Consider the following 23714-nt stretch of genomic DNA (forward strand, 5'->3'; position numbering starts at 1 on the left):
CGGCCCGTTTCGGCGATGGGGCCTGCTATGTGCCTATAGTCGAGTAATCTTCTCGGGATTCATGGCAATGGGTGCAACCGTCGCCACGGTTACGTCGTGAGAAGGACGCAGATGTCAGGTGAGGGTGCAGTCGCAACGCCCGTGGCCGACCCGGCCGAGGTCGAGGACGTCCCACGGAAGCTGACCGCCCGGCACTCGGTGCAGGACCGGCTCTTCGTGCACGGGGTGCGCACGACCGGGCTCTTCGTGCTGGTGATCGTCTCCTCGATCGGGCTCTTCCTGGGGCTCCAGGCGCGACCGACGTTCAGCCACTACGGCTGGTCGTTCTTCACCGAGTCGCGGTGGCTGCCCAGCCAGGACATCGTCGGCATCTCCGCCGTCCTGCTGGGCACCCTTCAGGTCGCGGCGATCGCGCTGCTTATCGCGTTCCCGCTCTCGCTCCTCACAGCGCTGTTCGTGACCGACTGGGCGCCGGCGCGGATGAAGAACTCCCTGGTCCGGGCGATCGACCTGATGGCCGCGGTGCCCGGCATCGTCTTCGGCCTCTGGGTGCTGCTCTTCATCCAGCCGCACGCGACCCACGTCGCGCACTTCCTCAGCAAGTACCTCGGCTGGATCCCGATCTTCAAGGTGCACACCGACGTCGACTACCCGATCTGGAACCAGGCGCCGGGCTACCCGGCGTACCAGGGATCGGCCTTCATCGCCGCGATCGCGGTCTCGATGATGATCTTCCCGATGGCCACCTCGGTGATGCGCGAGGTGTTCTCGGAGGCGCCGGCCGGCGAGAAGGAGGCGGCGATCGCCCTCGGCGCCACCCGGTGGTCGATGGTGCGCACCGTCGTCATCCCGTTCGGCCGCAGCGGCATCGTGGGCGGGACCATGCTCGCGCTCGGCCGGGCGCTCGGCGAGACCATCTCCGTCGTCCTGATCATCAGCCAGACCTTCCAGCTCAAGGTGAACCCGCTGGAGTCGGGTACGTCGACGATCTCGTCGATGATCGCGATCGGCTACAAGGAGGCCACGCCGGCGCAGCTCTCCGCGCTGCTCACCGCCGGCTTCCTCCTCTTCGTGATCACCCTGGTGACGAACACCATCGCCGCGCAGATCGTCGCGCGCGGCCGCAGCGGAGCGGGGACCGAGCTGTGACCGCCGTGCCTGCGGGCGGCCTGCGCGCCGTCGAGCGCCGCGTCGACGACGTCGTCGAGCAGCCGGCCGCGCCGGTCCCGGCCGACCTGCCCCGCCCGGTCACCGGGCGCACCCGCGAGGACACGATCACCCTGATCGCCGCCGGCGTCGCGTCGCTGGCGACCACGTGGCTGCTCTACACGCAGATCCTGCCGGTGGACGGGAAGATCGGCTTCGTCGTCAGCTGGTTCGCCGTCTTCGTCCTCTACTACGCCGGCCTCACGGCGCTGACCCGCCCGTGGACGGTGGTCGCCGACCGGGTCGCGACCTGCTTCGTGGTCGCCGCCCCGACGTTGGTGGGTGCGGCCCTGCTCTGCACGGTGGTCGTCACGGTCGCGAAGGGCCTGCCGGCGCTCGTGCACTGGAACTTCTACACGACCGACATGGCCGGCGTCCGCCCCTCCGACCCGTTCACCAGTGGCGGCATCCTGCACGCGATCGTCGGCACCCTCATCGAGGTCGCGATCGCGGTGGCGATCGCGCTGCCGCTCGGGGTCACGGCCGCCGTCTACATGTCCGAGGTCGGCGGACGCGGCGCGCGCTTCGTCCGCACGATCATCGAGGCGATGACCGCGCTGCCCTCCATCGTCGCCGGCCTGTTCATCTACTCGGCGCTGATCGTCGGGCTCGGGCTGCCCAGCAGCGGCCTGGCCGCGGCGCTGGCGCTCGCCGTGATGGGCCTCCCGATCATGGCGCGGGCCAGCGACGTCGTCCTCCGGGTCGTGCCCGGCGGGCTGCGCGAGGCGTCGTACGCCCTCGGTGCCGGACGTCTCCAGACCGTGTGGAAGGTCGTGCTGCCGACGGCCCGTCCGGGCCTGGCCACCGCGCTCATCCTCGGCATCGCCCGGATGGTCGGCGAGACCTCGCCGCTGATCCTGACCTCGGGCGCCTCGACCTTCCTCAACACCGACCCGACGACCAACCCGATGAACTCGCTGCCGCTCTTCATCTACAACGCCGTCGCCTCGGGTCAGCCCGCCTTCGAGCAGCGCGGGTACGCCGCCGCGACCGTGCTGCTGCTGATCGTGCTGATCCTCTTCGTCTTCGCCCGTCTCGTCGCCCGCAGGAGGCCCGTCCGATGAAGCTACGCCCCCGTGTGACCGCCCGCCTGGGCAGGGCCGTCGCCGCCGCGACGGCTCTCGGTGTCGCACTGCTCGTCCCCACGGCGACCGCGCCCGCGGTCGGTGCGGCGGCGACGCACGCGCTGATCCAGGGCTCGGGCTCGAGCTGGGCGGCCAACGCGATCAACCAGTGGGTCGCCGACGTCGCCAACCAGGGCATGCAGGTGGTCTTCACCGCCAACGGTGCCGCCCAGGGGCGCAAGGACTACGCCAACCGGTCCAACGACTTCGGCGTCTCCGACATCCCGTTCCACGGCGCCGACCCGACGACCGGCCAGGAGGACAGCCCGCGCGGTCGGTCCTACGCCTACCTCCCGATCGCGGCCGGTGGTACGTCGTTCCCCTACCACGTCGAGGTCGCCGGCAAGCTGGTACGCAACATCCGGCTGTCGGGGGAGACGATCGCCAAGATCTTCACCAGCCAGATCACCAACTGGAACGACCCCCAGATCACCTCGGACAACAACGGCAAGGCGCTGCCGTCGATCCCGATCATCCCGGTCGTGCACTCCGAGGGTGCCGGTGTCACCAACCAGTTCACCCGCTACCTGGCCAAGGAGTACCCGTCCATCTGGGGCCCCTGCAACGGCGGCAAGACGGTCGAGACCGAGTACTTCCCGCTCAACTGCGGCAAGTCGACGGGCAACCAGAAGGCGCAGGCCGGCTCCGACGGCGTCATGAACTTCATCAAGAGCGCGGGCGCCAACGGGTCCATCGGAATCGAGGAGTACTCCTACCCGCTGCTCGCCGACTTCCCGGCGATCAAGGTGCTCAACAAGGCCGGCTACTACACGCTGCCGACCCAGTACAACGTGGCGGTCGCGCTGACCAAGGCGGTCATCGACAAGGACCCGAGCTCGCCGACGTACCTGACCCAGAACCTCGACCAGGTCTACACGAACCCGGACAAGCGCACCTACCCGCTGTCGTCCTACGTCTACGCGATCATCCCGACGGCCTCCGACGACTCGCGGATGACGACCGCGAAGCGGCAGACGCTGGCTGACTTCCTCTACTTCTCCATCTGCCAGGGCCAGTCCGAGATCGGCCCGATCGGCTACTCGTCGCTCCCGGTCAACCTGGTCACGGCCGGCTTCGAGCAGATCGACAAGCTCAAGGACGCCGACCCGAGGGTCGACCTGACCCAGCGCGACGTGAGCACCTGCCACAACCCGACGTTCATCGCCGGCAAGCCCGACGTGAACCACCTGGCGGAGATCGCCCCGAACCCGCCGGCCTGCGACAAGGTCGGCGCGGACCCGTGCGTCGCCGGTGTGGGCGCCTACAACGGCGACGACCCGACCGACGACAAGAACAACCAGCCCAGCGGCGGGAGCGGCTCGGGCGGAGGCGGCAGCGGGACGGGCGGCGGCTCCGGCTCCGGGACCGGGACCGGTGGTGGCGCCGACACCGGTGGCTCGAGCGGCGTGAACTCCGATCTCGGGCTCGGCGGCACCGGTACGGCGGGCAGCGCCGACGACCCGGCCGCGGCGGGCGGCGACATCGTCCCGACCACGCTCGCGGCCGGCAGCAGCAGCGGTCCGACCAGCACCCTGACGGTGCTCGTCATCGGCCTGCTGACCCTCGCGGTGGTGCTGCCCGCGGTCGTCAGCCGGCTGCTCTCCCGACGGTCGGGTGGAGGAGTCCGATGACGCCGCGACGACGCCTCGCGTACGCCGCTGCGGCACTGACCGCGACCGGCCTGCTGGTGGCGGGCCTGCTCGTGCCGCTGGCGATGGCGCCTGCCGAGTCCGCCGGGACATACCGGGTCACGGCCACCCGCGACGCGATCGCCGAGGACGGCACGACGACGACCCTGGACCAGCGCACGGTCTCCATGGACGTCTCCCAGACGACCAACCTGCGCGGGCGCCAGCAGGTGACCGTGTCCTGGTCGGGTGCGCACCCGACGGGCGGCACCGTCGCCGACGTCAACTCGGCCGCCGGCGCCGGCGAGGAGTGCCCGTTCGTGCTCCTCCAGTGCCGGGGCACGGCCTCGGGCGACAACTCCGTCCGGCCCGAGACGTGCTGGACCCAGACCTGGGCGGAGCGGTTCCAGCGCAGCTCGTCGGCCTGGCCGGTGTGGCGGACCGACGCCTACGCCGACACCGACGCACGCGGCTCCGCGGTCGCGGCCCCCGACCCGCGGCCGGCGCCCTGCTTCGGGGCCGCGCGCTCCGAGAGGTGGCTCCCGTTCGAGGCCGCCGACGGCACGACGTACGCCGGCGGATCCGCCGGGTGCGCCGGCATGGCCCCCGAGTCGGCCAACGTCGACGGGTCCGGGCTCCCGAGCAACACGACGTACGGCATCACCGGCACCGACGGCAAGGGCTCCGAGCAGTTCACGGTCTTCAGCGCCGACGAGAACGCCTCCCTCGGCTGCTCGAGCGAGGTGCCGTGCTCGCTGGTCGCCGTGCCGATCATGGGTGTCAGCTGTGACGGCTACGGCACGAAGCTGCCCGAGGAGTCCCGGCCGACCGCGTCCGCGGGTGCGCGCGCCGACGCCCTCTGCCGCGCCAACGACGTCTACGCGCCCGGACAGATCGCCACGACCGGCACGGACTCCAACCTGGCTGTGTCCGGCTCCCTGTGGTGGGCACCGTCGAACTGGCGCAACCGGATCACGGTGCCGCTGACGTTCGCGGTGTCCTCGAGCGTGTGCTCGGTGCTCAGCTCCGCGGCGCCGCTCACCGCGTTCGGCTCGGTGCTGTTCTCGGACATCAGTGCCCAGTGGACGCCGAAGTTCTGCACCGATGACCGCCTCCAGCCGTTCGTCCACGTGCAGGCGGCCGACACCGCGGCGCGCACCCTGATCGCGGCCGGCACCGCGTCGGTGGTGCTCAGCAGCCGCGCGCCCGACGGCGGCTTCGGCAAGCCGGTGGTGCAGGCACCGGTCGCGTTCACCGGCTTCGCCGTCGCCTACAACGTCGACGACTCGTCGGGACGACCGGCGAAGACGCTCAACCTCGACGCCCGCCTGCTCGCCAAGCTGCTGACGGAGTCCTACCCGGCCAACTCCCTGGTCGGCGACAACTATCCCGCCCTGGCGAAGAACCCGATGAACATCACCAAGGACCCCGAGTTCATCGCCCTCAACCCAGGTCTGCCGCAGTACGACGCCGTCGAGGCCGCGTCGACGATCATGACGCTGTCGACCGAGACCGACATGACGGCGGCGCTGACGAGCTACATCGACGCCGACCCCGAGGCGCGCAAGTGGCTCGACGGCGTCCCCGACCCGTGGGGGATGGTGGTCAACCCCAACTACCTGCGCATCGCGCTCCCGGTGTCGTCGTGGCCGCAGCTCGACGAGTTCGTCCTTCCGCAGTCGATCATCGACGCCAAGGTGAACCCCTGCTACAGCTACAGCCCGAGCCCCTACCTCGGCCTGATCGCCAACCCGACCGGGTTCGTGCAGAACATCGTGCAGAACATCCAGTACTCGATGTCCAACGTCAACATCGCGTGCCCCAACGGCGACTCCAGCGACATCACGACGCTGCGGCTGCGGACCCAGGGCCGGCAGCAGCCGGGCAACCGGTTCGTGCTCGGGATCGTCCCGCTGACGTCGGCCTACCGTTACAGCCTGCGTACCGCGTCCCTCCAGACGACCTCCGACGTGGCGGCGAGCGAGAAGATCACGGACGCCACGGGCCGGACCTTCGTCGCTGGTGACGACGCCGGGCTGAAGGCGGCCGGCGCCCTGCTGGAGCCCGACGAGGAGGCCGGGACCTGGGACCTCGACTACGCCCAGCTCCACGAGACGGCCGGCGCCGCGGCGTACCCCGGCGCACTGCCGGTGTACGCCGACGTGCCGACGACCGGTCTCGACAGGTCGACCGCGAAGCGGGCCGCGCAGCTCCTCGAGTACGCCGCCACCAGCGGCCAGCAGGCCGGCACCGGCAACGGCCAGCTGCCCCCGGGCGCGCTGCCGCTGACCGAGTCCAACGGGCTGTCCGCCCTCGCGGCGTACACCCACCGGGCCGCCGCCGCCGTCCTCGACCAGAAGGGCGAGGTCCCGAAGCTGGTGCCCGACGACCCGGACCCGACGCCCAGCCCGACCGACGAGCCCACCGACGACCCGACGACCACCGCGCCCACCGGGCCGGCCACGACGACCCCGCTGACGCCGCCGTCCGCCGGGGGATCGCCCAGCGCGGGCAAGCCGGGGAAGGGCGCGAGCCCGAAGCCGGCCGAGACCGAGGTCATCCGCACGGTCGGCGCGGAGTCGTCGTTCGGCGGGGTCGGGCTTCCGGTGGTCCTGCTGGCCGGGCTCGTCGTCGGCGTGGCCGGGCTGAGCCTGCGCTTCACCGGCCGGGCGATCGCGCTCGCCCGGACGGCCGGTCCGGCGCTGAGGCAACGGGCCCGTTCTGCCGGTCGACGGGTGCGGCGATGAGCGCGCCCGCCCCGGAGGCGCCCCGGCCGACCGCGGTCCGCGACCTGCCGACCGACACCGCGCCGCTGCCCCGTCCGCCACGGGGCTTCAGCGAGGTCGCGCTGGGCCAGACCATGATCGTGCTCGGCCTGGTCGCGGTCTGGGCCTTCGCCTACCTCTTCCTCTTCAGCGGCTTCCAGCAGGGCCACGCGCAGCACCGGCTGTACGCGCAGCTGCGGACCGAGCTCGCGCTCGGTGAGGCTCCTGCCGGCGCGCCGATCGCGGTCGGTGCCCCGGTCGCGCTGCTGTCGGTGCCGGACGCCGAGGTCTACGACCTCGTCGTCGTGGAGGGCACGACCCCGGCCGTGCTCCAGCAGGGTCCGGGCCACCAGGAGGGCAGCGTGCTCCCCGGCCAGGCCGGGGTGAGCGTGCTGATGGGGCGGGCGCTGTCGTTCGGCGGGCCGTTCAAGGACGTGCCGCAGCTCCGGGTGGGCGAGCCGATCGAGGTGACGACGGTCCAGGGGACGTTCCGCTACGAGGTCAGCGGCGTACGGCGCAAGGGCGACCCGGTCCCGCCGGCCCTCACCGACGGGCAGGGCCGGCTCACGCTGGTGACCGCCGTGGGCGAGGGGCACCTGGCAGGGCTCGGTCCCTCGCGGTCGGTCTACGTCGACGCGACGCTGCAGGGTGACGCACAGCCGGCCGGGGCGGTCGCCGCGATCGACCCGAACGGCGCACCCTTCGCGCACGATGCCGGCTTCACCACCCTCGCGGTGCTGGTGCTCGCCCTCGAGGTGCTCGTCGTGGCGGTGCTGGTCGTCGCCTGGGCGCGGCACCGGTGGACTCCTCTGGCCGCCTGGGTGGCCGGGGTCCCCGTCGTGCTGGCGGCGCTCTGGCTGGTCTCGTCGGCGGCGAGCCGGCTGCTCCCCAACCTGGTCTGACCGGACCAGACCACTCGAGGGCCACCGGCCTTTAAATCGTCAAAATCTAGTAAGTAAGTACAAAAAGGGTCTAAATTCCGATCCGCCCCTCACGTCACAGGAAAGGCTCCACACATGTCGAAGAGACGGACAGCCGTCGCCATCACCGTCGCGGGGGTCGTCTCGGCCGGCGCCCTGGCCGCGGCCATGCCCTCCCAGGCGGACCCGGCGCCGACCGCGACCGACGTCGTCGGCGTGGGCTCCGACATCATCCAGAACTCCGTCGACTTCCTCGGTGACGGCTACTCCTGGTCCGGCGGGTCCCTGCCCGGCTACAACGCCGCGGGCAACAAGAACCGCCTGATCAGCTTCAGCGCCACCGCGGACGGCAACGGGCGCAACTCGTTCACCGACCCGGCGCTGGGCACCTCGGTCAAGCTCAACCCGACGATCGTCCTGCGCGCCGGCACCTCCCCGGTGCAGCGGCCGAACGGTGGTGGCGCCGGGCTCAACGCCCTCGTCGCCGACGGCAACCCCACCAACGGCGGCCGCATCAGCTTCGTGCGCAGCCCGAACAAGCCGACCTCGGCGCAGTCGACCCCCACCCACCCGCTCCACACGATCCAGTTCGCCGACGACAAGCAGTACATCGCGACGGCGACCACGACCAACGCGCCGGCCGACCTGTCGACCGCAGACCTGGTGAAGATCTACTCCGGCACCTGGACCACCTGGGGTGACGTGGCCGCCGGGGTGACGCCGGGTGCGCACACCGGCGAGACGATCGTCCCGCTGCTCCCGCAGGACGGCGCCGGCGTGCAGACGATCTTCCTCAACGCCCTCAAGGCGGCCAACGGCGGCACGGCGATCACGCTCGGCGGTGCGGTCCAGAAGGTCCAGCAGAACGACCCGAGCACGATCACCGCGCTCCCGGACGCCACGCGCAAGAACGCGATCGTGCCGTTCCCGAAGGGCCGCTACGAGCTGCTCGGCGCGGGCTACTTCCACGACCCGGCGCCCGTCTACAACTCCGACAGCCCGTCGGCGGCGCTCTCCAACGCGGGCATCAAGCTGCAGACCGGTGCCTCGAACTTCATCGCGGACATCCCCTACTACATCGTCTTCCGGGAGTCCGACGCCTCCAGCGCCACCGCGTGGCAGCCCGGCAGCACGCTCAACTGGGTCGAGACGCTCTTCTACAACGCGGACTACGACCCGGACGACCCCGACCCGGGCGTCACGCCGCCGTTCGTCGCGAGCGCGGCCGGCAAGGCGATCATCGAGTCGATCGGGCTGACCCCGCTCTACAAGGACTGGGCCAACACGACGACCGGCTGAGACGTGGCCGGCCGGACGGTGCACCCCCGTCCGGCCGGTCTCGACCGGCCACCGCCACCACCGAACAGGAGAACCCGACGTGAGCAGCACCCTCGACTCGGCTCAGCAGCGTGCCTACGCCGAACCGACGCCGACCCGCACCCGGTCGTCGCGGATCGGGCGCCGAGGTGTCGCCATCGCGCTCGTCGCGGCCGTGGTGGCGGTGGCCGTGGCTCTCGCGGTCTGGCTGACCCGGGCGCCCTCGGAGGCGCCGTACGCCGACCCGGCAGCGACGGGACGGCTGACGCTCTGCGGCGCGGACGGCACGGCGCTGACCGAGGGCTCGACGAAGGACTCGATCCTCGCCGCGACCGTGGTGGGTGCGACCGCCGCCGCGGAGACCTACGCCGCCGAGGGCCGGACCGCCGCCCTGTTCGCCTACCAGCCCCGGGAGGGGCTGGCGCCGTCGGAGTGGAGCGGGCTCCAGCTCACCGCCCCGACGTCGTACGACGACCCGGCGGCGCCGGGGGTCACCCTCGCCGAGGGCGACACCACGCTGTCGCAGTTCCTGGGTGGCTTCCCCGCCACCTACGACGGCTGGGTCCAGCTCCGGCTCTACCTCGCCGCTCCCGGGCAGCAGGTCTCGAGCCAGCAGTACGACGCCGTCGACCTCCACGTCGACGGGACGACCTGGCGGGCCGTCGACCCCGGCGCCTCGACCTGCCCGACCACCACGCCGTGAACTCCAGCTCCCCCCGAACCGCTCCGCGCGAGAGGAAGACCGTGACCAAGCGATCGACCACCGTCCTGGCAGGCCTGACGGCCGCCACCGTGGCTGCCACCACCAGCCTCGTCCTGGCAGTCGGCGGCCCCGCCGGCGCCGCCACTCCGCCGCCGTGGCAGAGCGGCGCGCTGAAGGACCCCAACGCCGTCGGCGTCCTCACGCTCCACGCCGCGAACGGTGCCGAGATCACCTCGGGCACCCTCGACGACGGTCCGATCGCGGCCTTCGTCGCGGGCTCGACCGCGCTGCGCAGCGGCGACAAGTACGCCACGCTCTTCGCCTACACGCCTAAGGACGGCAACGCCCCCGTCGGGTCGTGGTCCGGCCTCCAGCTGTCCGGCAGCACCGACTTCGTCGCCGCGACGCTGCCGAGCGCGATCGACACCGGCCTCCCGGTCGTCGCGCTGTCCGGCGAGGACACGACGATCCCGCAGTACGCCGCCGGCTACCCCAACACCTCGTCGACGGCGGGCTACCAGGGCGTCTACGAGCTCCGCCTGCGGACCACCGCAGTGGGGCAGAGCGCCACCTCGACGTACGACGTGGTCGACATCGTGGTCGACGGCAACACCTGGCACGTCGCGGGTTCTGGCGGCGAGGCGACCTCGACGTCCCTCGTCGTCGCCCCGACCAGCCCGAAGGTCGGCGACACGGCCACGCTGAGCGCCACGGTCAGCGCGGGTGTGCCCGGCAGCGTCCAGTTCAAGGACGGCGCCACCGCCCTCGGCTCGCCGGTGGCCGTCGCGTCCGGCACGGCCTCGACCACCACGGTCGTCAGCAAGGCCGGTGCCCACACCTACTCGGCGGTCTTCACGCCGACCGACACCGACACGTACGCCGGGTCGACCGGCACGGCCAACGTCACCGTCGCCAAGGCGACCTCGACGACGACCGCGACCTGGCCCGCGTCGGCCAGGTACGGGACCGCGACCTCCGTCCAGGTCGCCGTCGCGGCCTCGGCTGGCACGCCGACCGGCACCGTCACGATCACCTCCGGTGGTGCGACGGTCGGCACCGGGACCCTGAGCGGTGGCACCGCCACCATCAGGCTCGGGGCGACCGCCCTCAAGCCGGGCAGCCAGTCCGTGCGGGCCACCTACGCCGGCAACGCCGACGTCGCGGGCTCCGACTCGAGCGCCGGCACGCTCACGGTCGCGAAGGCCACCGCCAAGCTGACCAACAAGCTGACGCCGGCCAAGGTCAAGGCGAGCGCGAAGGGCAAGCTCACGGTGACGGCCACGGCCACCGGAACCGTCCCGGCAGGCAAGGTCACCGTCTTCGACGGCAAGAAGAAGATCGGCACCGGCACCCTCAAGGGTGGCAAGGTCGTGATCACGCTGCCGAAGCTGAAGAAGGGCACCCACAAGATCCACGCGACGTACGCCGGATCGGCGCTGGTGTCCGCAGCGACGGCCGCCGTGGTGAAGCTGAAGGTCGTCAAGTGAGTGCCGCGCTGACCGACGACCCGACGATCGTGATCGACCCGGTGGCGCCGGCAGACCAGGCGCCACCGACGACCCACGGTCTCGAGGCCGACGCCGTGTCGGCGTGGTTCGGTCGGCGCAAGGTGCTCGACCGGGTCTCGCTCGACATGCCGGCCGGCCAGGTGACCGCGCTGATCGGCCCGTCGGGCTGCGGCAAGTCGACGTTCCTGCGGATCCTGAACCGGATGCACGAGCTGGTGCCGGGGGCGGCGCTCGCGGGGGAGGTGCGGCTCGACGGGGTCGACATCTACCACCCCGAACGTCGCCTGACCGACGCCCGCAAGTCGATCGGCATGGTCTTCCAGAAGCCCAACCCGTTCCCGGCGATGTCGATCGAGGACAACGTCCTCGCCGGTCTCAAGCTGACCGGCACCCGGGTGTCGCGCGGGGACCGCGACGCGCTGGTCGAGGAGAGCCTGCGGCGTGCTGGCCTGTGGGACGAGGTCAAGGACCGCCTCAAGCAGCCGGGCTCGGCGCTCTCCGGCGGCCAGCAGCAGCGGCTCTGCATCGCGCGGTCACTGGCCGTGCGGCCCGAGGTGCTGCTGATGGACGAGCCCTGCTCGGCGCTCGACCCCACCTCGACCCGGGTCGTCGAGGACACGATCACCGAGATCGCCCGCGAGGTCACGATCATCATCGTCACCCACAACATGCAGCAGGCGCGCCGGGTCTCCGACCGGTGCGCGTTCTTCCTGGCGGCACAGGGCACGCCCGGCGTCATCGTGGAGCACGGCGAGACGCAGGCGATGTTCGACGACCCGATCGACCAGCGCACGGCCGACTACGTCAACGGGCGGTTCGGATAAGGGTTTGAGCCGTCGCGACGGCTGGGCGAGGCTGGCGCCATGACCGCCTTCATCTCGCACGTGACCGTCGACTGCCGCAACGCCTACGAGCTCTCCGAGTGGTGGAAGCCGGTGCTCGGCTACGTCGACATCGACGGCGACCCCAACCTCCCGGGCCACGAGGAGTGCATGATCCGCGACCCCGAGACCGGGCAGCAGCTGCTCTTCATCGAGGTCCCGGACGACAAGACCGTGAAGAACCGGCTCCACCTCGACCTGCGACCGCGCGCGGCGTCGCGCGACGAGGAGCTGGCGACCCTGGTCGCCCACGGTGCGACCGTCGTCGACGACCTGCGCGGCACGTACGGCCCGGGCAGCGGCTGGGTCGTGCTCGCTGACCCGGAGGGCAACGAGTTCTGCATCCTGCGCTCGCCCGGCGAGCTCGCCGCGGACGCGTAGACGCAGTCGAACGGCAGTTGAACGACCGTCCCCGGCGTTCCCTGGCCCGGATGGGTGCGCGCCGGTGGCCCAGCATGATCCGTTCGGACTACGTGGAAACGCGCGGCCGGTGAAGTTGGGGAAAGCAGCCGCTGCTGTTCTCCTCTCGTTCACCGTCGGAGGGCCGTTCGTTTCGGTGATCTCCTGACACTTCTGGCGTTTGCCCGCGCGCTCTCCGGAGCGCCTCGCCAGAAAGTTCCAGGTGACGACCCTCCCCATCCAGGACGCGTCCGCCGCCGAGGCCCGACCGCGAAAGATCTCGCGCAAGGCCACCGGCGCGGACAAGGTGTTCGTTTCCTCGATCCGGGTCGTCGGCTCGGTCGTGCTGGTCATCACCGGCGGCGTCGGTGTCTTCCTCGGCTGGCAGGCGCTGCCGACCCTGCGCCACTACGGCCTGGGCTTCTTCACCGAGGCGGCCTGGCAGCCGGAGGCCGACGTCGTCGGCATCGCGGCGGTGCTCACCGGCACGGTCCTGGTGGCGATGGTGGCGATGTCGATCGCCTTCCCGCTCGCCCTGATCACGGCCCTGTACATCAGCGAGTACGCGCCCGCCCGCCTCCGGTCCGTCCTCGTCTCCCTGGTCGACCTGATGGCCGCGGTGCCCTCGATCATCTGGGGCCTGTGGGGCTCCTACCTGATCATGGAGCACGCGGCCGGCCTGGCGATGTGGCTCGACCGCAACCTCGGCTTCATCCCGTTCTTCGAGGTGAAGGACGCCGACCCGAACGCCGCGGTCCCGATGCTCTCCCGCTACAGCTTCAGCATGTTCGTGGCCGGCATCGCCGTCGCGATGATGGTGCTGCCGATGGCGTGCGCGGTGATGCGGCAGGTGTTCTCGCAGACCCCGCAGGGCGAGAAGGAGGCGGCGCTCGCGCTGGGCGCCACCCGCTGGGGCATGGTCCGCTCCGTCGTGCTGCCCTTCGGCCGCGGCGGCATCATCGGCGGCGCGATGCTCGGCCTCGGCCGCGCGCTCGGCGAGACGATCGCGGTGCTGCTGATCCTCTCCCCGTCGTTCGAGGTCAAGCCGCGCATCCTCGAGATCGGCGGCAACACCGTCTCCGCACTGATCGCCGGCCGCTTCGGTGACGCCAGCTCCAGCCAGCTCTCCGCCCTGCTCGCGGCGGGCTTCGTGCTCTTCCTGATCACCCTCGTCGTCAACACGATCGCCGCGACGATCGTCAACAGAAGCCGCTCGGGCGCCGGGACGGACGCCTGATGACACTGGCACCCGAGACCGACGCAGCTGTCGTCGGTCAGACCTTCCTGCCGCGGTACGACGAGGACGCGGCCCCCGCCGTACCCCGCGCGTCCCTCGGCCGGCTCACCGCCGACGAGAAGTTCGTCCGCATCGGCAGCGTCGTCTCCGGCGTCGCGCTGGCCTGGCTGATCACCCAGCGCCTGCTGCCGCTCGACGGATGGCCGTGGTTCCTGGTGATGTCGTTCGTCTGCACGATGCTCGTCACCGCGGTGACCGGTGCGATGACCGGCGGCGCGGTCGAGGCGCGCGACCGGATGGCGGCGACCGTGATGAACGTCGGCGCCGCCGTCGTCCTCGCCGTCCTCGTCAGCGCGGTCGTGTTCGTGGCCTACAAGGGCTGGCACGCGCTCACCCACGTCAACTTCTTCACCCAGGACATGTCGGGGGTCGGCCCGAAGGACGACTTCGACAAGGGCGGCGTCCTGCACGCGATCGTCGGGTCGCTGATCCAGGTCGGCATCGCGGTCGCGATCACGCTGCCGCTCGGCATCGGCACCGCGATCTTCATGACCGAGGTCGGCGGCCGCTTCGCCCGGCTCGTGCGCACGGTCGTCGAGGCGATGACGGCGCTGCCCTCGATCGTCGCCGGCCTCTTCATCTACACCGTCTTCATCGTGGCGCTCGGCTACCCGCGCTCCGGCCTCGCCGCCGGCCTCGCGATCTCGGTGATGATGCTGCCGATCATCGCCCGCGCGTCCGACGTCGTGCTCCGCGTCGTCCCGGGCGGCCTGCGCGAGGCGAGCCTCGCCCTCGGCGCGAGCAGGTGGCGCACCGTCTGGCACGTCGTGCTGCCGACCGCGCGGCCCGGTCTCGCGACCGCCTGCATCCTCGGCATCGCCCGCGGCATCGGCGAGACCAGCCCGGTGCTGCTGACCTCCGGCAACGCGCAGTTCATGGTCGTCAACCCGACCGACGGCGTCATGAACTCGCTGCCGCTCTTCGTCTACTCGCTGGTCCGCACGGGCGAGCCGAACGCGGTCGCCCGCGCCTTCGCCGGGGCCACCGTGCTGCTCGCCGTCGTGATGATCCTCTTCGTCACGGCCCGCCTGATCGCGCGACCCAAGCGCACCAAGACCACTCGTCGACGTCCCGCCGTGGACCTCGTCATCGCCGACCCGCTCGTCGAGATGGGTCCGGTCGCCCCGCCTGCACGTCCGGAGGAGAACCCGTGAACCGCCCCGTCCGAGCCGTCTCTCGCGCCGTCCTGGCCGTCGCCCTGGCGATGACCTTCCTGGTCGGCGCGTCGACCTCGGCCCACGCCACCGTCTACGCCCAGATCGAGGGCACCGGGTCCACCTGGTCCGAGCTGATCGTCCAGCAGTGGATCGCCGACGTCGACGCCAACGGCATGAAGGTCGTCTACACGGGCGGCGGCTCGACCAAGGGCCGCAAGGACTTCTCCCAGGACAGCACCGACTTCGCGATCTCCGAGATCCCCTACCAGGGCACCGACGAGCGCGGCCAGGCCGACACCAGCAACGGGCGCGAGTACGCCTACCTGCCGATCGTCGCAGGCGGTACGGCGTTCACCTACCAGCTCAAGATCGGCAACGACCTGGTCCGCAACCTGCGGCTCTCGGGGGAGACGCTCGCGAAGATCTTCACCAACCAGATCACCAACTGGAACGACCCGGCGATCACCAAGGACAACAACGGCCGCAAGTTCCCCTCGTTGCCGATCATCCCGGTGGTCCGCTCCGACGGCTCCGGCACGACGGCGCAGTTCACGACCTGGATGGACAAGCAGTACCCCAACATCTGGCGGCCCTACTTCGGCCAGTCCGGGCTCACGTCGTACTACCCCAAGAAGGGCGACCGGATGGTCAGCCAGGCGGGGTCCGACCAGGTCATGAACACGATCAAGGGCTTCGCCGGCAACGGGATGATCGGGTACGTCGAGTACTCGTACCCGATCAACGCGAACTACCCGGTCGTGAAGGTCGAGAACAAGGCCAGCTACTTCGTCGAGCCGACGCAGTACAACACCGCGGTCGCGCTGACCAAGGCGAAGATCAACCAGGACAAGAACAGCCAGCTCTACCTGACCCAGATCCTCGACGGCGTCTACAGCAACCCGGACCCGCGCGCGTACCCGATCTCGTCGTACTCCTACATGATCATCCCGACCGGGGCCCAGGACCCGCGGATGAGCACCGCCAAGCGGCAGACGCTCGCGGACTTCATGTACTACTCGCTGTGCTCGGGCCAGACCAAGGCCGGCGCCTACGGCTACTCGTCGCTGCCGCTCAACCTGGTGCAGGCCGGGTTCCAGCAGCTCGCGAAGCTGAAGACCGCGGACCCGAAGGTCGACCTCACGGACCGTGACGTGCGCTCGTGCAACAACCCGACCTTCGACGGGAAGAACCTCAACAAGAACGTCCTCGCCGAGACCGCCCCGCAGCCGGCGGCCTGCGACAAGGCCGGCGCCGGCCCGTGCGGCACCGAGACCGGCACCGGCAAGCCCAGCACCGACGACGACACCACCGGCAACGGCGGGGCGACGGGCGGCACGGGCAACACCCAGGGCGGCGGCGGGGTGGACACCGGCGGGACCGGCAACGCGCCCGGCGGGGGGACACCGTCCATCGACCCGGAGACCGGCGCGGTCACCGGTGGCGGCGACACCACCACCACGACCACCGGCGACGCGATCTACGCGAACCCGACCGAGCTGGTCGCGGGCCGGACGTCCGACCAGCGGACCTTCGGCTGGCTGGCGGTGCTCGAGCTGCTCGCGCTCGTGCTGCTGCCCGGCCTGTACGTCGTGTCGATGCGGCGGCGCCGCGGCGGCCAGACGGGGGCCCGGCCATGAGCCGCCTCCGTCGTACCGCGCTGGCCGGGCTGGCCCTGGTCGCGCTGGCGTCCGGCCTGGCACTGTCGGGCCCTGCAGCACCGGCCTCGGCCATGACCACCCCGATCCCGGAGGGGGTCGGCCGGGCCGCCGGCGCCGACCAGGGCTGGACGGGCACGAAGACGTTCACGCGTGAGTTCGTGAAGAGCGACGGCTCGGTGACGACGTTCACCAACCCGCTGACGGCCGCGCCGTACAAGATGACGGTCAACGTCGACCACACGCAGAACCTGCGCGGTCGCGAGCGCGTCGACGTCAGCTGGTCCGGCGCCCAACAGAGCGCCGGTCGCGCCGCCGACCCGTACGGCGCCAACGGCATGAACCAGGAGTACCCGGTCGTGGTGCTCCAGTGCCGCGGCCAGGGCGACGACGTCACGCCTGAGACGTGCTGGACCTCCAGCATCGGGCAGCGCTCCCTCGTCGGCGTCTCGCAGTCGTCGGCCGTGTGGCGCGAGGACGAGTACGCCAGCGACGACGACAAGGCGCTCGTCGGCGGGATGACCCCGATGCCGAGCACCGAGGACTGTCCCGGCATCGACCAGTCCGGCCTGCTGGCGACCCACCTCACGCCGTTCATCAGTGCCAAGGGCAAGGTCTACTCGGCCTGCGACGCCGCCCACATGCCGCCGGAGGCGTCGACGGAGTCGGCATTCCCGCCCGCCGAGATCGCGGCTTTCTCCGACGCCGACGGCAAGGGCTCGGTCCAGTTCGAGGTGCGCACCGACGTCGAGAACGAGTCGCTCGGCTGCAACCAGAAGACCGACTGCTCGATCGTGGTCGTGCCGATCTCGGGCATCAGCTGCGACCAGGCGTCCGCGCCTCGCGACCAGGACCTCACCCCGGTCGAGAAGGCCTGCCGCAAGACCGGCCAGTTCCTGCCCGGCTCGTCCAACCTGCTGGGTGCGCCCGACGCCGCCGTCTCGCCGGTCTACTGGTGGTCCGAGTCCAACTGGCGCAACCGGTTCGAGGTCCCGATCACCTTCGGTCCGCCGCCGGACGTCTGCGACATCCTCGACTCCCGCGCCCCGACCGGCTTCTACGGCTCCGAGCTGCTCAGCCAGGCCGCGCTGCAGTGGTCGCCGGCGTACTGCCTGAACAAGAAGCGGTTCAAGTTCCAGCTGAACCAGATGCCCGACGACGCCGGGTGGCAGCTGATGACCTCTGGCGGCGGTGCGGCGGCCCTGGTGTCGTCCGAGCACCCCGCGGGGGCCGACCCGGTCGGTTATGCGCCGACCGCCGCGACCGGCTTCGCCATCGGCTACACGATCGACAAGCCGGGCAACACCGGTGAGTACGGCAGGCTCCGCCTCAACCCGCGGCTGCTGGCCAAGCTGCTGACGCTCTCCTACACGGGCTCCACGTTCGGCGCCCAGCACCCGGGCATGGCCGACAACCCGTGGGCGATCATGGCCGACCCCGAGTTCCAGAAGCTCAACCCCGGCCTGTCGACCTCCGGGATCGAGGCGGGCGCCGCGCTGCTCTCGCTGTCGAACTCGTCGGACATCATCGACCAGCTGACGGCGTACATCGCGACCGACAAGGACGCGATGGACTTCATCAACGGCAAGCCCGACCCGTGGGGCATGAAGGTCAACCCGTCGTACAAGAAGCTCAGCCTGCCGCGTGCCGAGTGGCCGCTGCTCGACGACTTCGTCCCGACCGGCAGCACCGTGTGCCAGCTGGCGAACCCGCAGGTCTACCTCAACAACCTCGCGGCGCCGGTGTCCACGCTGCGCAAGGTCTCCGACGCGCTGCTCGACGGCTGGCCGAACGTGCAGACCCGCTGCGACACCGACATCAGCACCGACCCGCCGACGTTCAAGCTCGGTCGGATCGACCGGCAGCCCTACGGCAGCCGCTTCCTGCTGGGCGTGGTGAGCCTCGGTGACGCCGCCCGCTACGGGCTGCGCACGGCCGCGCTCGAGACCAAGCCCGGCCACTACGTCGGAGCCACCGACCGGTCCCTGGCCGCAGCACTGAAGCTCGGCACCCAGAAGAAGAAGTACGGCCCGCTCGTGATCGACCAGGACAAGGTCCGGAAGTCGACGACGGCCTACCCGGGCACGATGGTCGTCTACACGGCGGCGCGGCTCCAGAACCTCGAGCAGGAGGACGCCGACAAGGTCGCGCAGTTCATCCGCGTCTCGACGACCGAGGGCCAGGAGCAGGGCTCCGGCAACGGCGAGCTCCCCGGCGGCTTCCTGCCGATCACGGCGAAGGGCGTGACGGCGCCGTACTACGCCTCCGCCCAGGAGGTCGCGACCGCCGTCGAGGCGCAGAAGGAGCCGACCGCGAAGCCGACGGGAGGCTCGACGACGCCGCCCGGAGGCGGGTCGGACGGGTCCGTGACACCGCCTCCCGCGGTGCCGTCCGACACCGTCCCGTCCGCGTCCGCGAGCCCGTCGGCCGTGCCGTCGGCACCGCCGGCGGCGACGCCGATGCCGGCCACCCAGGCGGTCGGCTCCGACCTGGCCGGCGGCCTGCTGCCGGCGCTGATCCTGATCGGCGCCGTCGGCTGCGCGGCCACCGCCCTGATCCGGGTGGGCGCACCCTTCCTGCGGGGACGTCGATGACGACGACCATGGACCAGACCACGAGCGAGGGCGCCGAGCCCGGGCAGCGATCGCGCCGTCCGAGCAGGCCCAAGCGTCCGGCGCAGCAGCGTCGTAGGCCGCTGCCCAGGAGGATGCGACCGCGGCCGCCGGCACCCACGGCGCCGCCGGGCCCGGCCGACAACACCGCGGCGGTCCTGTCGTCGGCGTTCACGATGGTCGCGATCGTGTGCCTGTGGGCCGCCGTGCAGATGCTCTTCCTGTCGTCGGTGTCGCAGAACCGCGCCCAGGACCTCCTCTACGACCAGTTCCGTCACGAGATGGGCGGCGCCACCGCACCGCTCGGTCCGGTCGTCCCGGTCGGCGACCCGGTCGCCGTGATCACCATCCCGAGCATCGGGCTCGAGCAGGTGGTCGTCGAGGGCACCGCCTCGGGTGACCTGCTGGTCGGTCCCGGGCACCGCCGCGACACGGCCCTCCCGGGCCAGGTCGGCAGCTCGGTCGTCTACGGTCGCGCCGCGACGTACGGCGCCCCGTTCGCCGACCTGACCGAGCTGGCGCTGGGCGACAAGGTCGTGGTCGCGATGGGCCAGGGCCGCAAGGTCTTCCGGGTCAACGACGTCCGGCGTGCAGGTGACCCGCTGCCCCAGCCGGTCGCCGAGGGCGGGGCTCGCCTCACCCTCGTCACCGCCGAGGGCAGCGGCCGCCTCGGCGCCCTCGCCCCTGAGTCGGTCGTGTACGTCGACGCCGACGCCAAGAAGGGGTTCCCCGCACCGTCCGGCCGGGCCCCGGCAGTGCCTCAGTCCGAGCAGTCCATGGAGGGGGACAGCAGCGCACTTCCGCTGCTGGCGCTCTGCCTGGCCCTGCTCCTGGCGGTGACCCTGGGGGTCATCGCCGCTCGTCAGCGATGGTCGACGGCGCTCGTCTGGGTGGTCGCAACCCCCCTGGTGATCGCGTTGTCCTGGGTGACCACGGATGTGGTGATGCGGCTCTTGCCCAACCTGATCTGACGCTTCGACATCGCCGTCTCGGGGCGGCGAGCAGTACGACCCAACTGCAGGATCCACAGCTCCACATCACAGGAAGTGAAACCTCAGATGTCAGCACGCAAGCCACTCGCGGTAGCCATCGCTGCCGCGGTCGCCGGTTCCGCGCTCGTCATGACTGCTGCCCCGGCCATGGCGGCCTACGCCCCGGACGCCGACGACAGCAAGACCACCACGATCACGTCGACCGACCTCGTCGGCGTCGGCTCCGACACCTCGCAGCACGCGCTCAAGCTGCTGGCGGACGCCTGGAACGGCGGCGCGCGCACCGACTACGGCCAGACGTTCGACGTGGCCAGCTTCTCGGCACTCGGTGGCGGCACCCTGCCGGCACCGCTCGTGCTGGACCAGGGCGGCGCCGACGTGCCGCGGCCGTCGGGCTCGGGCCCGGGCCGCAACACCCTCTTCGGGGCCACCCGGGTCTCGAACGTCGACTTCGCGCGCTCCTCGAGCTCGCCGTCGGCCCAGAACTTCACCGACGGCATGCGGGTGATCCCGTTCGCGCTCGACACCGTCGTGGTCGCCGTCTCGGGCACCAGCCCGGTCGCGTCGTTCAACCCGACCCTGACGCTCGACCAGCTGAAGGCGATCTACAAGACCTGCACGCTGACCAACTGGCACGACGTGAACGCTGCCTACCCGAGCCAGCCGATCGAGCCCTTCATCCCCAAGTCCGGCTCCGGCACCGAGGACTTCTTCAAGAAGTCCGGCGTGCTGCCGTCGAACGACCTGACCTACGGCGCCTGCGTCAAGGACCACACCGACGACTCGAACGCCGACGGGACGCGCGTCCAGGAGCACGACCCGGGCCTGTTCACCCTGAAGCCCAACGCGATCGTGCCGTTCTCCAAGGGCCGTGCGGCTCTCACGAACGGTGCCGTGAAGGCCGTCGCCGGCGACGAGGTCGCCTTCAAGCGCAACCTCTACAACGTGGTCCGCGCGGACGAGGCCTCCCGGGCCGACATCCAGGCGTTCTTCGGTGAGGACGGCTTCGTCTGCTCCGCCGCTGCGCACGACATCATCAAGTCGGCCGGCTTCGACCAGCTCGCCACCTCCGCCCTCAACGGCGACTGCGGCAAGGTCCTCAACGCCGCGAGCAGCAACTACACCATCAACACCGTCACCACCCCGACCGTCGCGGTCACGGGTGCGGGCACGTCGGCCGGCTACAACCTGACCGCCACCCTCACCTCGGACCCGACCGCGGTCGGCACCGTCACCTTCAGCGAGAACGGCACCGAGCTCGCCGCCGACGTCCCGATCGTCTCGGGCCGCGCGGTGTCCTCGCCGATCAAGCTGGCCGCCGGCAGCCACTCCGTCAAGGCCGTCTACACCCCGGGTGCGTCGAACTTCCTGGGCGCCGAGAAGACCTCGACCCTCGTGGTCAAGGCTCCGAAGGTGAAGTCGGTCATCGCCGAGTCCTTCCCGGCCAAGGTGAAGCTGAAGAAGAAGGCGAAGACCGCCACCGTCAGCGGTGTCGTGTCCGTGAAGGGCGCGACCGGCAAGGTGTCGGTCAAGCTGGGCAAGAAGGTCCTCAAGACCGTCGCCCTCAAGGGTGGCAAGGCCAAGGTCGCCCTGGCCAAGCTGAAGAAGGGCGCCTACAAGCTGACCATCGCCTACGCGGGCGACGCGACGCACCTGGCGGGCACGAAGACCTTCACGGTCAAGGTCGTCAAGTGACCTCCTGAGCACCCGCTCACGCACGACCCGGTGCCGGCCCACCTCGCGGTGGGCCGGCACCGGCACCGCACCTCGACGTACAGGAATGACATGAGCACCTCGACCGACGACACCCAGGTCGTACCCGCCGTCCCCGCGGCACCGCTGGCTCCCCGCCCGCTCGCGCAGATCGAGGCCCGCGACATCACCGCGTGGTTCGGCCAGCGCAAGGTGCTCGACCGGGTGTCGCTGACGATGCCCGCCGGCCAGATCACCGCCCTCATCGGTCCCTCGGGCTGCGGCAAGTCGACCTTCCTGCGCATCCTCAACCGGATGCACGAGCTGGTCCCGTCCGCGCAGCTGGGCGGCGAGGTGCTGCTCGACGGCCAGGACATCTACGACCCCGAGAAGAAGCTGATCGACGCGCGCCGGTCGATCGGGATGGTCTTCCAGAAGCCCAACCCGTTCCCCGCGATGTCGATCCGCGAGAACGTGCTCGCCGGCCTCAAGCTCACCGGCACCAAGGCGTCCCGCTCGACCAAGGACGAGCTCGTCGAGTCCTGCCTGCGCAAGGGCGGCCTCTGGGACGAGGTCAAGGACCGGCTCGACGCCCCCGGCGGCGGCCTCTCCGGTGGTCAGCAGCAGCGGCTCTGCATCGCCCGCTCGCTGGCCATCAAGCCGCGCGTGCTGCTCATGGACGAGCCCTGCTCGGCGCTCGACCCGACCTCGACGCGCGTCATCGAGGAGACGATGAAGGAGCTGGCCAACGAGGTCACCATCGTCATCGTCACCCACAACATGCAGCAGGCTGCCCGGGTGTCCGACACCTGCGCGTTCTTCCTCGCCTCCCAGGGCACCCCCGGCGTCATCGTGGAGCACGGGGATACTGCTGCCATGTTCCAGAGCCCGCAGGACCAGCGCACCAGCGACTACGTGCACGGCCGCTTCGGCTGACCGGCCGATGACTCCTGGTCGCCTGATCGCGACGTTCGCCACCGCGCTGGTGATCGTCGCGGGGCTGGGCTACGCCCTGTCCCAGACCGTCCTGTCGCGCCCACCGCTGGTGGTCGCGGAGCAGCCGCAGTACGTCCAGGCGCCGAGCCCGGACACCCGGATGGCCAAGCAGCCCGACGACGCGCCGGCGGCGCCGACGAAGGTCGACCCCGCGTGGGTGACGGCGACGGCGAACAAGGCCGGCATCCCGGCCCCCGCCGTACGCGCCTACGCCAACGCGCAGCTCGCGGAGCCGCGGACCTGCAAGGTCGGGTGGACCACGCTGGCCGGGATCGGCTGGGTCGAGTCCCAGCACGGCACGATCGGCGGCCGGACCCTCGGCGACGACGGGCACTCGTCGACGCCGGTGCTCGGTCCTGCCCTGGACGGCAAGGACTTCGCGGCGATCCGGGCGACGCCGGAGAGCACCGCCTGGCACGGCGACCCGACCTGGGACCACGCCGTCGGACCGCTCCAGTTCATCCCGTCGACCTGGGAGACCTGGGGGAGCGACGGTGACGGCGACGGGGTCGCCGATCCCAACGACATCGACGACGCCGCCTGGACCGCCGCGCGCTACCTCTGCGCCGACGGCCACGACCTGACCACCGGCGCCGGCTGGGCCGACGCGGTCTTCGGCTACAACCACGACCAGTCGTACGTCGACTCGGTCTACGCCGCAGCCTCGGCGTACGCCGAGCGCACCGCAGGTTGAGTCCGGACCCCGAGGCCTGACTCGATCGTCGGCGGGCGCCCGTAGACTCGACGCGTCACCCCCTGTCACTCCTTGACCGGGGGCTGTCGTGCTGTCCCGTGCTGCTCCGAAAGGCTCCCCGTGCACCTCTCCGGCCTCGCCGACGCCGTCCTCGCCGACCCCACCCTG

General features: G+C 71.0%; 18 protein-coding genes. All 18 read left to right on the forward strand.

Going from position 1 to position 23714, the window contains the following annotated elements; all coding sequences use genetic code 11:
• Window positions 1–111 precede the first annotated feature (111 nt).
• The 18 genes from pstC (ACFPYL_RS16325) (at window position 112) to ACFPYL_RS16410 (ending at window position 23546) form a co-directional block, all read left to right on the forward strand.
• Window positions 112–1149 (forward strand): phosphate ABC transporter permease subunit PstC, encoded by a 1038-nt coding sequence (pstC, locus tag ACFPYL_RS16325; RefSeq protein ID WP_379156413.1) that lies wholly within the window; start codon window positions 112–114, stop codon window positions 1147–1149.
• Window positions 1146–2270: a phosphate ABC transporter permease PstA gene (pstA, locus tag ACFPYL_RS16330; protein WP_379156416.1), complete on the forward strand. Its 1125-nt coding sequence runs from the start codon at window positions 1146–1148 to the stop codon at window positions 2268–2270. Before pstC (ACFPYL_RS16325) ends, pstA (ACFPYL_RS16330) begins: the two co-directional genes overlap by 4 nt.
• Complete coding sequence (locus ACFPYL_RS16335; RefSeq protein WP_379156419.1) at window positions 2267–3961, forward strand: substrate-binding domain-containing protein; 1695 nt, start codon at window positions 2267–2269, stop codon at window positions 3959–3961. Before pstA (ACFPYL_RS16330) ends, ACFPYL_RS16335 begins: the two co-directional genes overlap by 4 nt.
• The gene (locus tag ACFPYL_RS16340) at window positions 3958–6705 is read left to right on the forward strand and encodes a hypothetical protein (protein ID WP_379156421.1); all 2748 of its coding nucleotides are present in this window, start codon (window positions 3958–3960) and stop codon (window positions 6703–6705) included. The genes ACFPYL_RS16335 and ACFPYL_RS16340 overlap by 4 nt, the downstream gene beginning before the upstream one ends.
• Window positions 6702–7625 (forward strand): sortase, encoded by a 924-nt coding sequence (locus ACFPYL_RS16345; RefSeq protein ID WP_379156424.1) that lies wholly within the window; start codon window positions 6702–6704, stop codon window positions 7623–7625. The genes ACFPYL_RS16340 and ACFPYL_RS16345 overlap by 4 nt, the downstream gene beginning before the upstream one ends.
• A gap of 114 nt (window positions 7626–7739) precedes the next feature.
• Entirely contained in the window at window positions 7740–8942 is a 1203-nt protein-coding gene (locus tag ACFPYL_RS16350; protein ID WP_379156427.1) for a substrate-binding domain-containing protein, read from the forward strand.
• A 79-nt stretch (window positions 8943–9021) separates the two neighbouring features.
• On the forward strand, window positions 9022–9663 hold the full coding sequence (locus ACFPYL_RS16355; RefSeq protein ID WP_379156429.1) for a hypothetical protein: 642 nt from the start codon (window positions 9022–9024) through the stop codon (window positions 9661–9663).
• 41 nt (window positions 9664–9704) lie between these two features.
• A complete protein-coding gene (locus ACFPYL_RS16360; RefSeq protein WP_379156432.1) occupies window positions 9705–11150 on the forward strand; it encodes an Ig-like domain repeat protein in 1446 nt (481 codons plus the stop codon).
• 41 nt (window positions 11151–11191) lie between these two features.
• Window positions 11192–11995, forward strand: coding sequence for a phosphate ABC transporter ATP-binding protein (locus ACFPYL_RS16365; RefSeq protein ID WP_379156871.1), 804 nt, complete (start codon window positions 11192–11194; stop codon window positions 11993–11995).
• 39 nt (window positions 11996–12034) lie between these two features.
• Window positions 12035–12433, forward strand: a complete 399-nt coding sequence (locus tag ACFPYL_RS16370) for a VOC family protein (RefSeq protein ID WP_379156435.1) — start codon at window positions 12035–12037, stop codon at window positions 12431–12433.
• A gap of 241 nt (window positions 12434–12674) precedes the next feature.
• Entirely contained in the window at window positions 12675–13688 is a 1014-nt protein-coding gene (gene pstC, locus ACFPYL_RS16375) for a phosphate ABC transporter permease subunit PstC (RefSeq protein ID WP_379156438.1), read from the forward strand.
• Window positions 13688–14902, forward strand: a complete 1215-nt coding sequence (gene pstA, locus ACFPYL_RS16380) for a phosphate ABC transporter permease PstA (protein ID WP_379156441.1) — start codon at window positions 13688–13690, stop codon at window positions 14900–14902. The genes pstC (ACFPYL_RS16375) and pstA (ACFPYL_RS16380) overlap by 1 nt, the downstream gene beginning before the upstream one ends.
• Window positions 14899–16542 (forward strand): substrate-binding domain-containing protein, encoded by a 1644-nt coding sequence (locus ACFPYL_RS16385; protein ID WP_379156444.1) that lies wholly within the window; start codon window positions 14899–14901, stop codon window positions 16540–16542. The genes pstA (ACFPYL_RS16380) and ACFPYL_RS16385 overlap by 4 nt, the downstream gene beginning before the upstream one ends.
• Window positions 16539–19154: a hypothetical protein gene (locus ACFPYL_RS16390; protein ID WP_379156447.1), complete on the forward strand. Its 2616-nt coding sequence runs from the start codon at window positions 16539–16541 to the stop codon at window positions 19152–19154. The genes ACFPYL_RS16385 and ACFPYL_RS16390 overlap by 4 nt, the downstream gene beginning before the upstream one ends.
• The gene (locus ACFPYL_RS16395) at window positions 19151–20143 is read left to right on the forward strand and encodes a sortase (protein WP_379156450.1); all 993 of its coding nucleotides are present in this window, start codon (window positions 19151–19153) and stop codon (window positions 20141–20143) included. The genes ACFPYL_RS16390 and ACFPYL_RS16395 overlap by 4 nt, the downstream gene beginning before the upstream one ends.
• Before the next feature lie 150 nt (window positions 20144–20293).
• Window positions 20294–21859, forward strand: coding sequence for an Ig-like domain repeat protein (locus ACFPYL_RS16400; RefSeq protein ID WP_379156453.1), 1566 nt, complete (start codon window positions 20294–20296; stop codon window positions 21857–21859).
• A gap of 90 nt (window positions 21860–21949) precedes the next feature.
• A complete protein-coding gene (pstB, locus tag ACFPYL_RS16405; protein ID WP_379156455.1) occupies window positions 21950–22792 on the forward strand; it encodes a phosphate ABC transporter ATP-binding protein PstB in 843 nt (280 codons plus the stop codon).
• Window positions 22793–22799: 7 nt separating this feature from the next.
• Window positions 22800–23546 carry a lytic transglycosylase domain-containing protein gene (locus ACFPYL_RS16410; RefSeq protein WP_379156458.1) on the forward strand — a complete coding sequence of 249 codons (747 nt, stop codon included), beginning with the start codon at window positions 22800–22802 and terminating at the stop codon, window positions 23544–23546.
• Window positions 23547–23714 lie beyond the last annotated feature (168 nt).

The sequence above is a fragment of the Nocardioides hankookensis genome (genome assembly GCF_042658885.1).
Lineage (GTDB): Bacteria > Actinomycetota > Actinomycetes > Propionibacteriales > Nocardioidaceae > Nocardioides > Nocardioides hankookensis.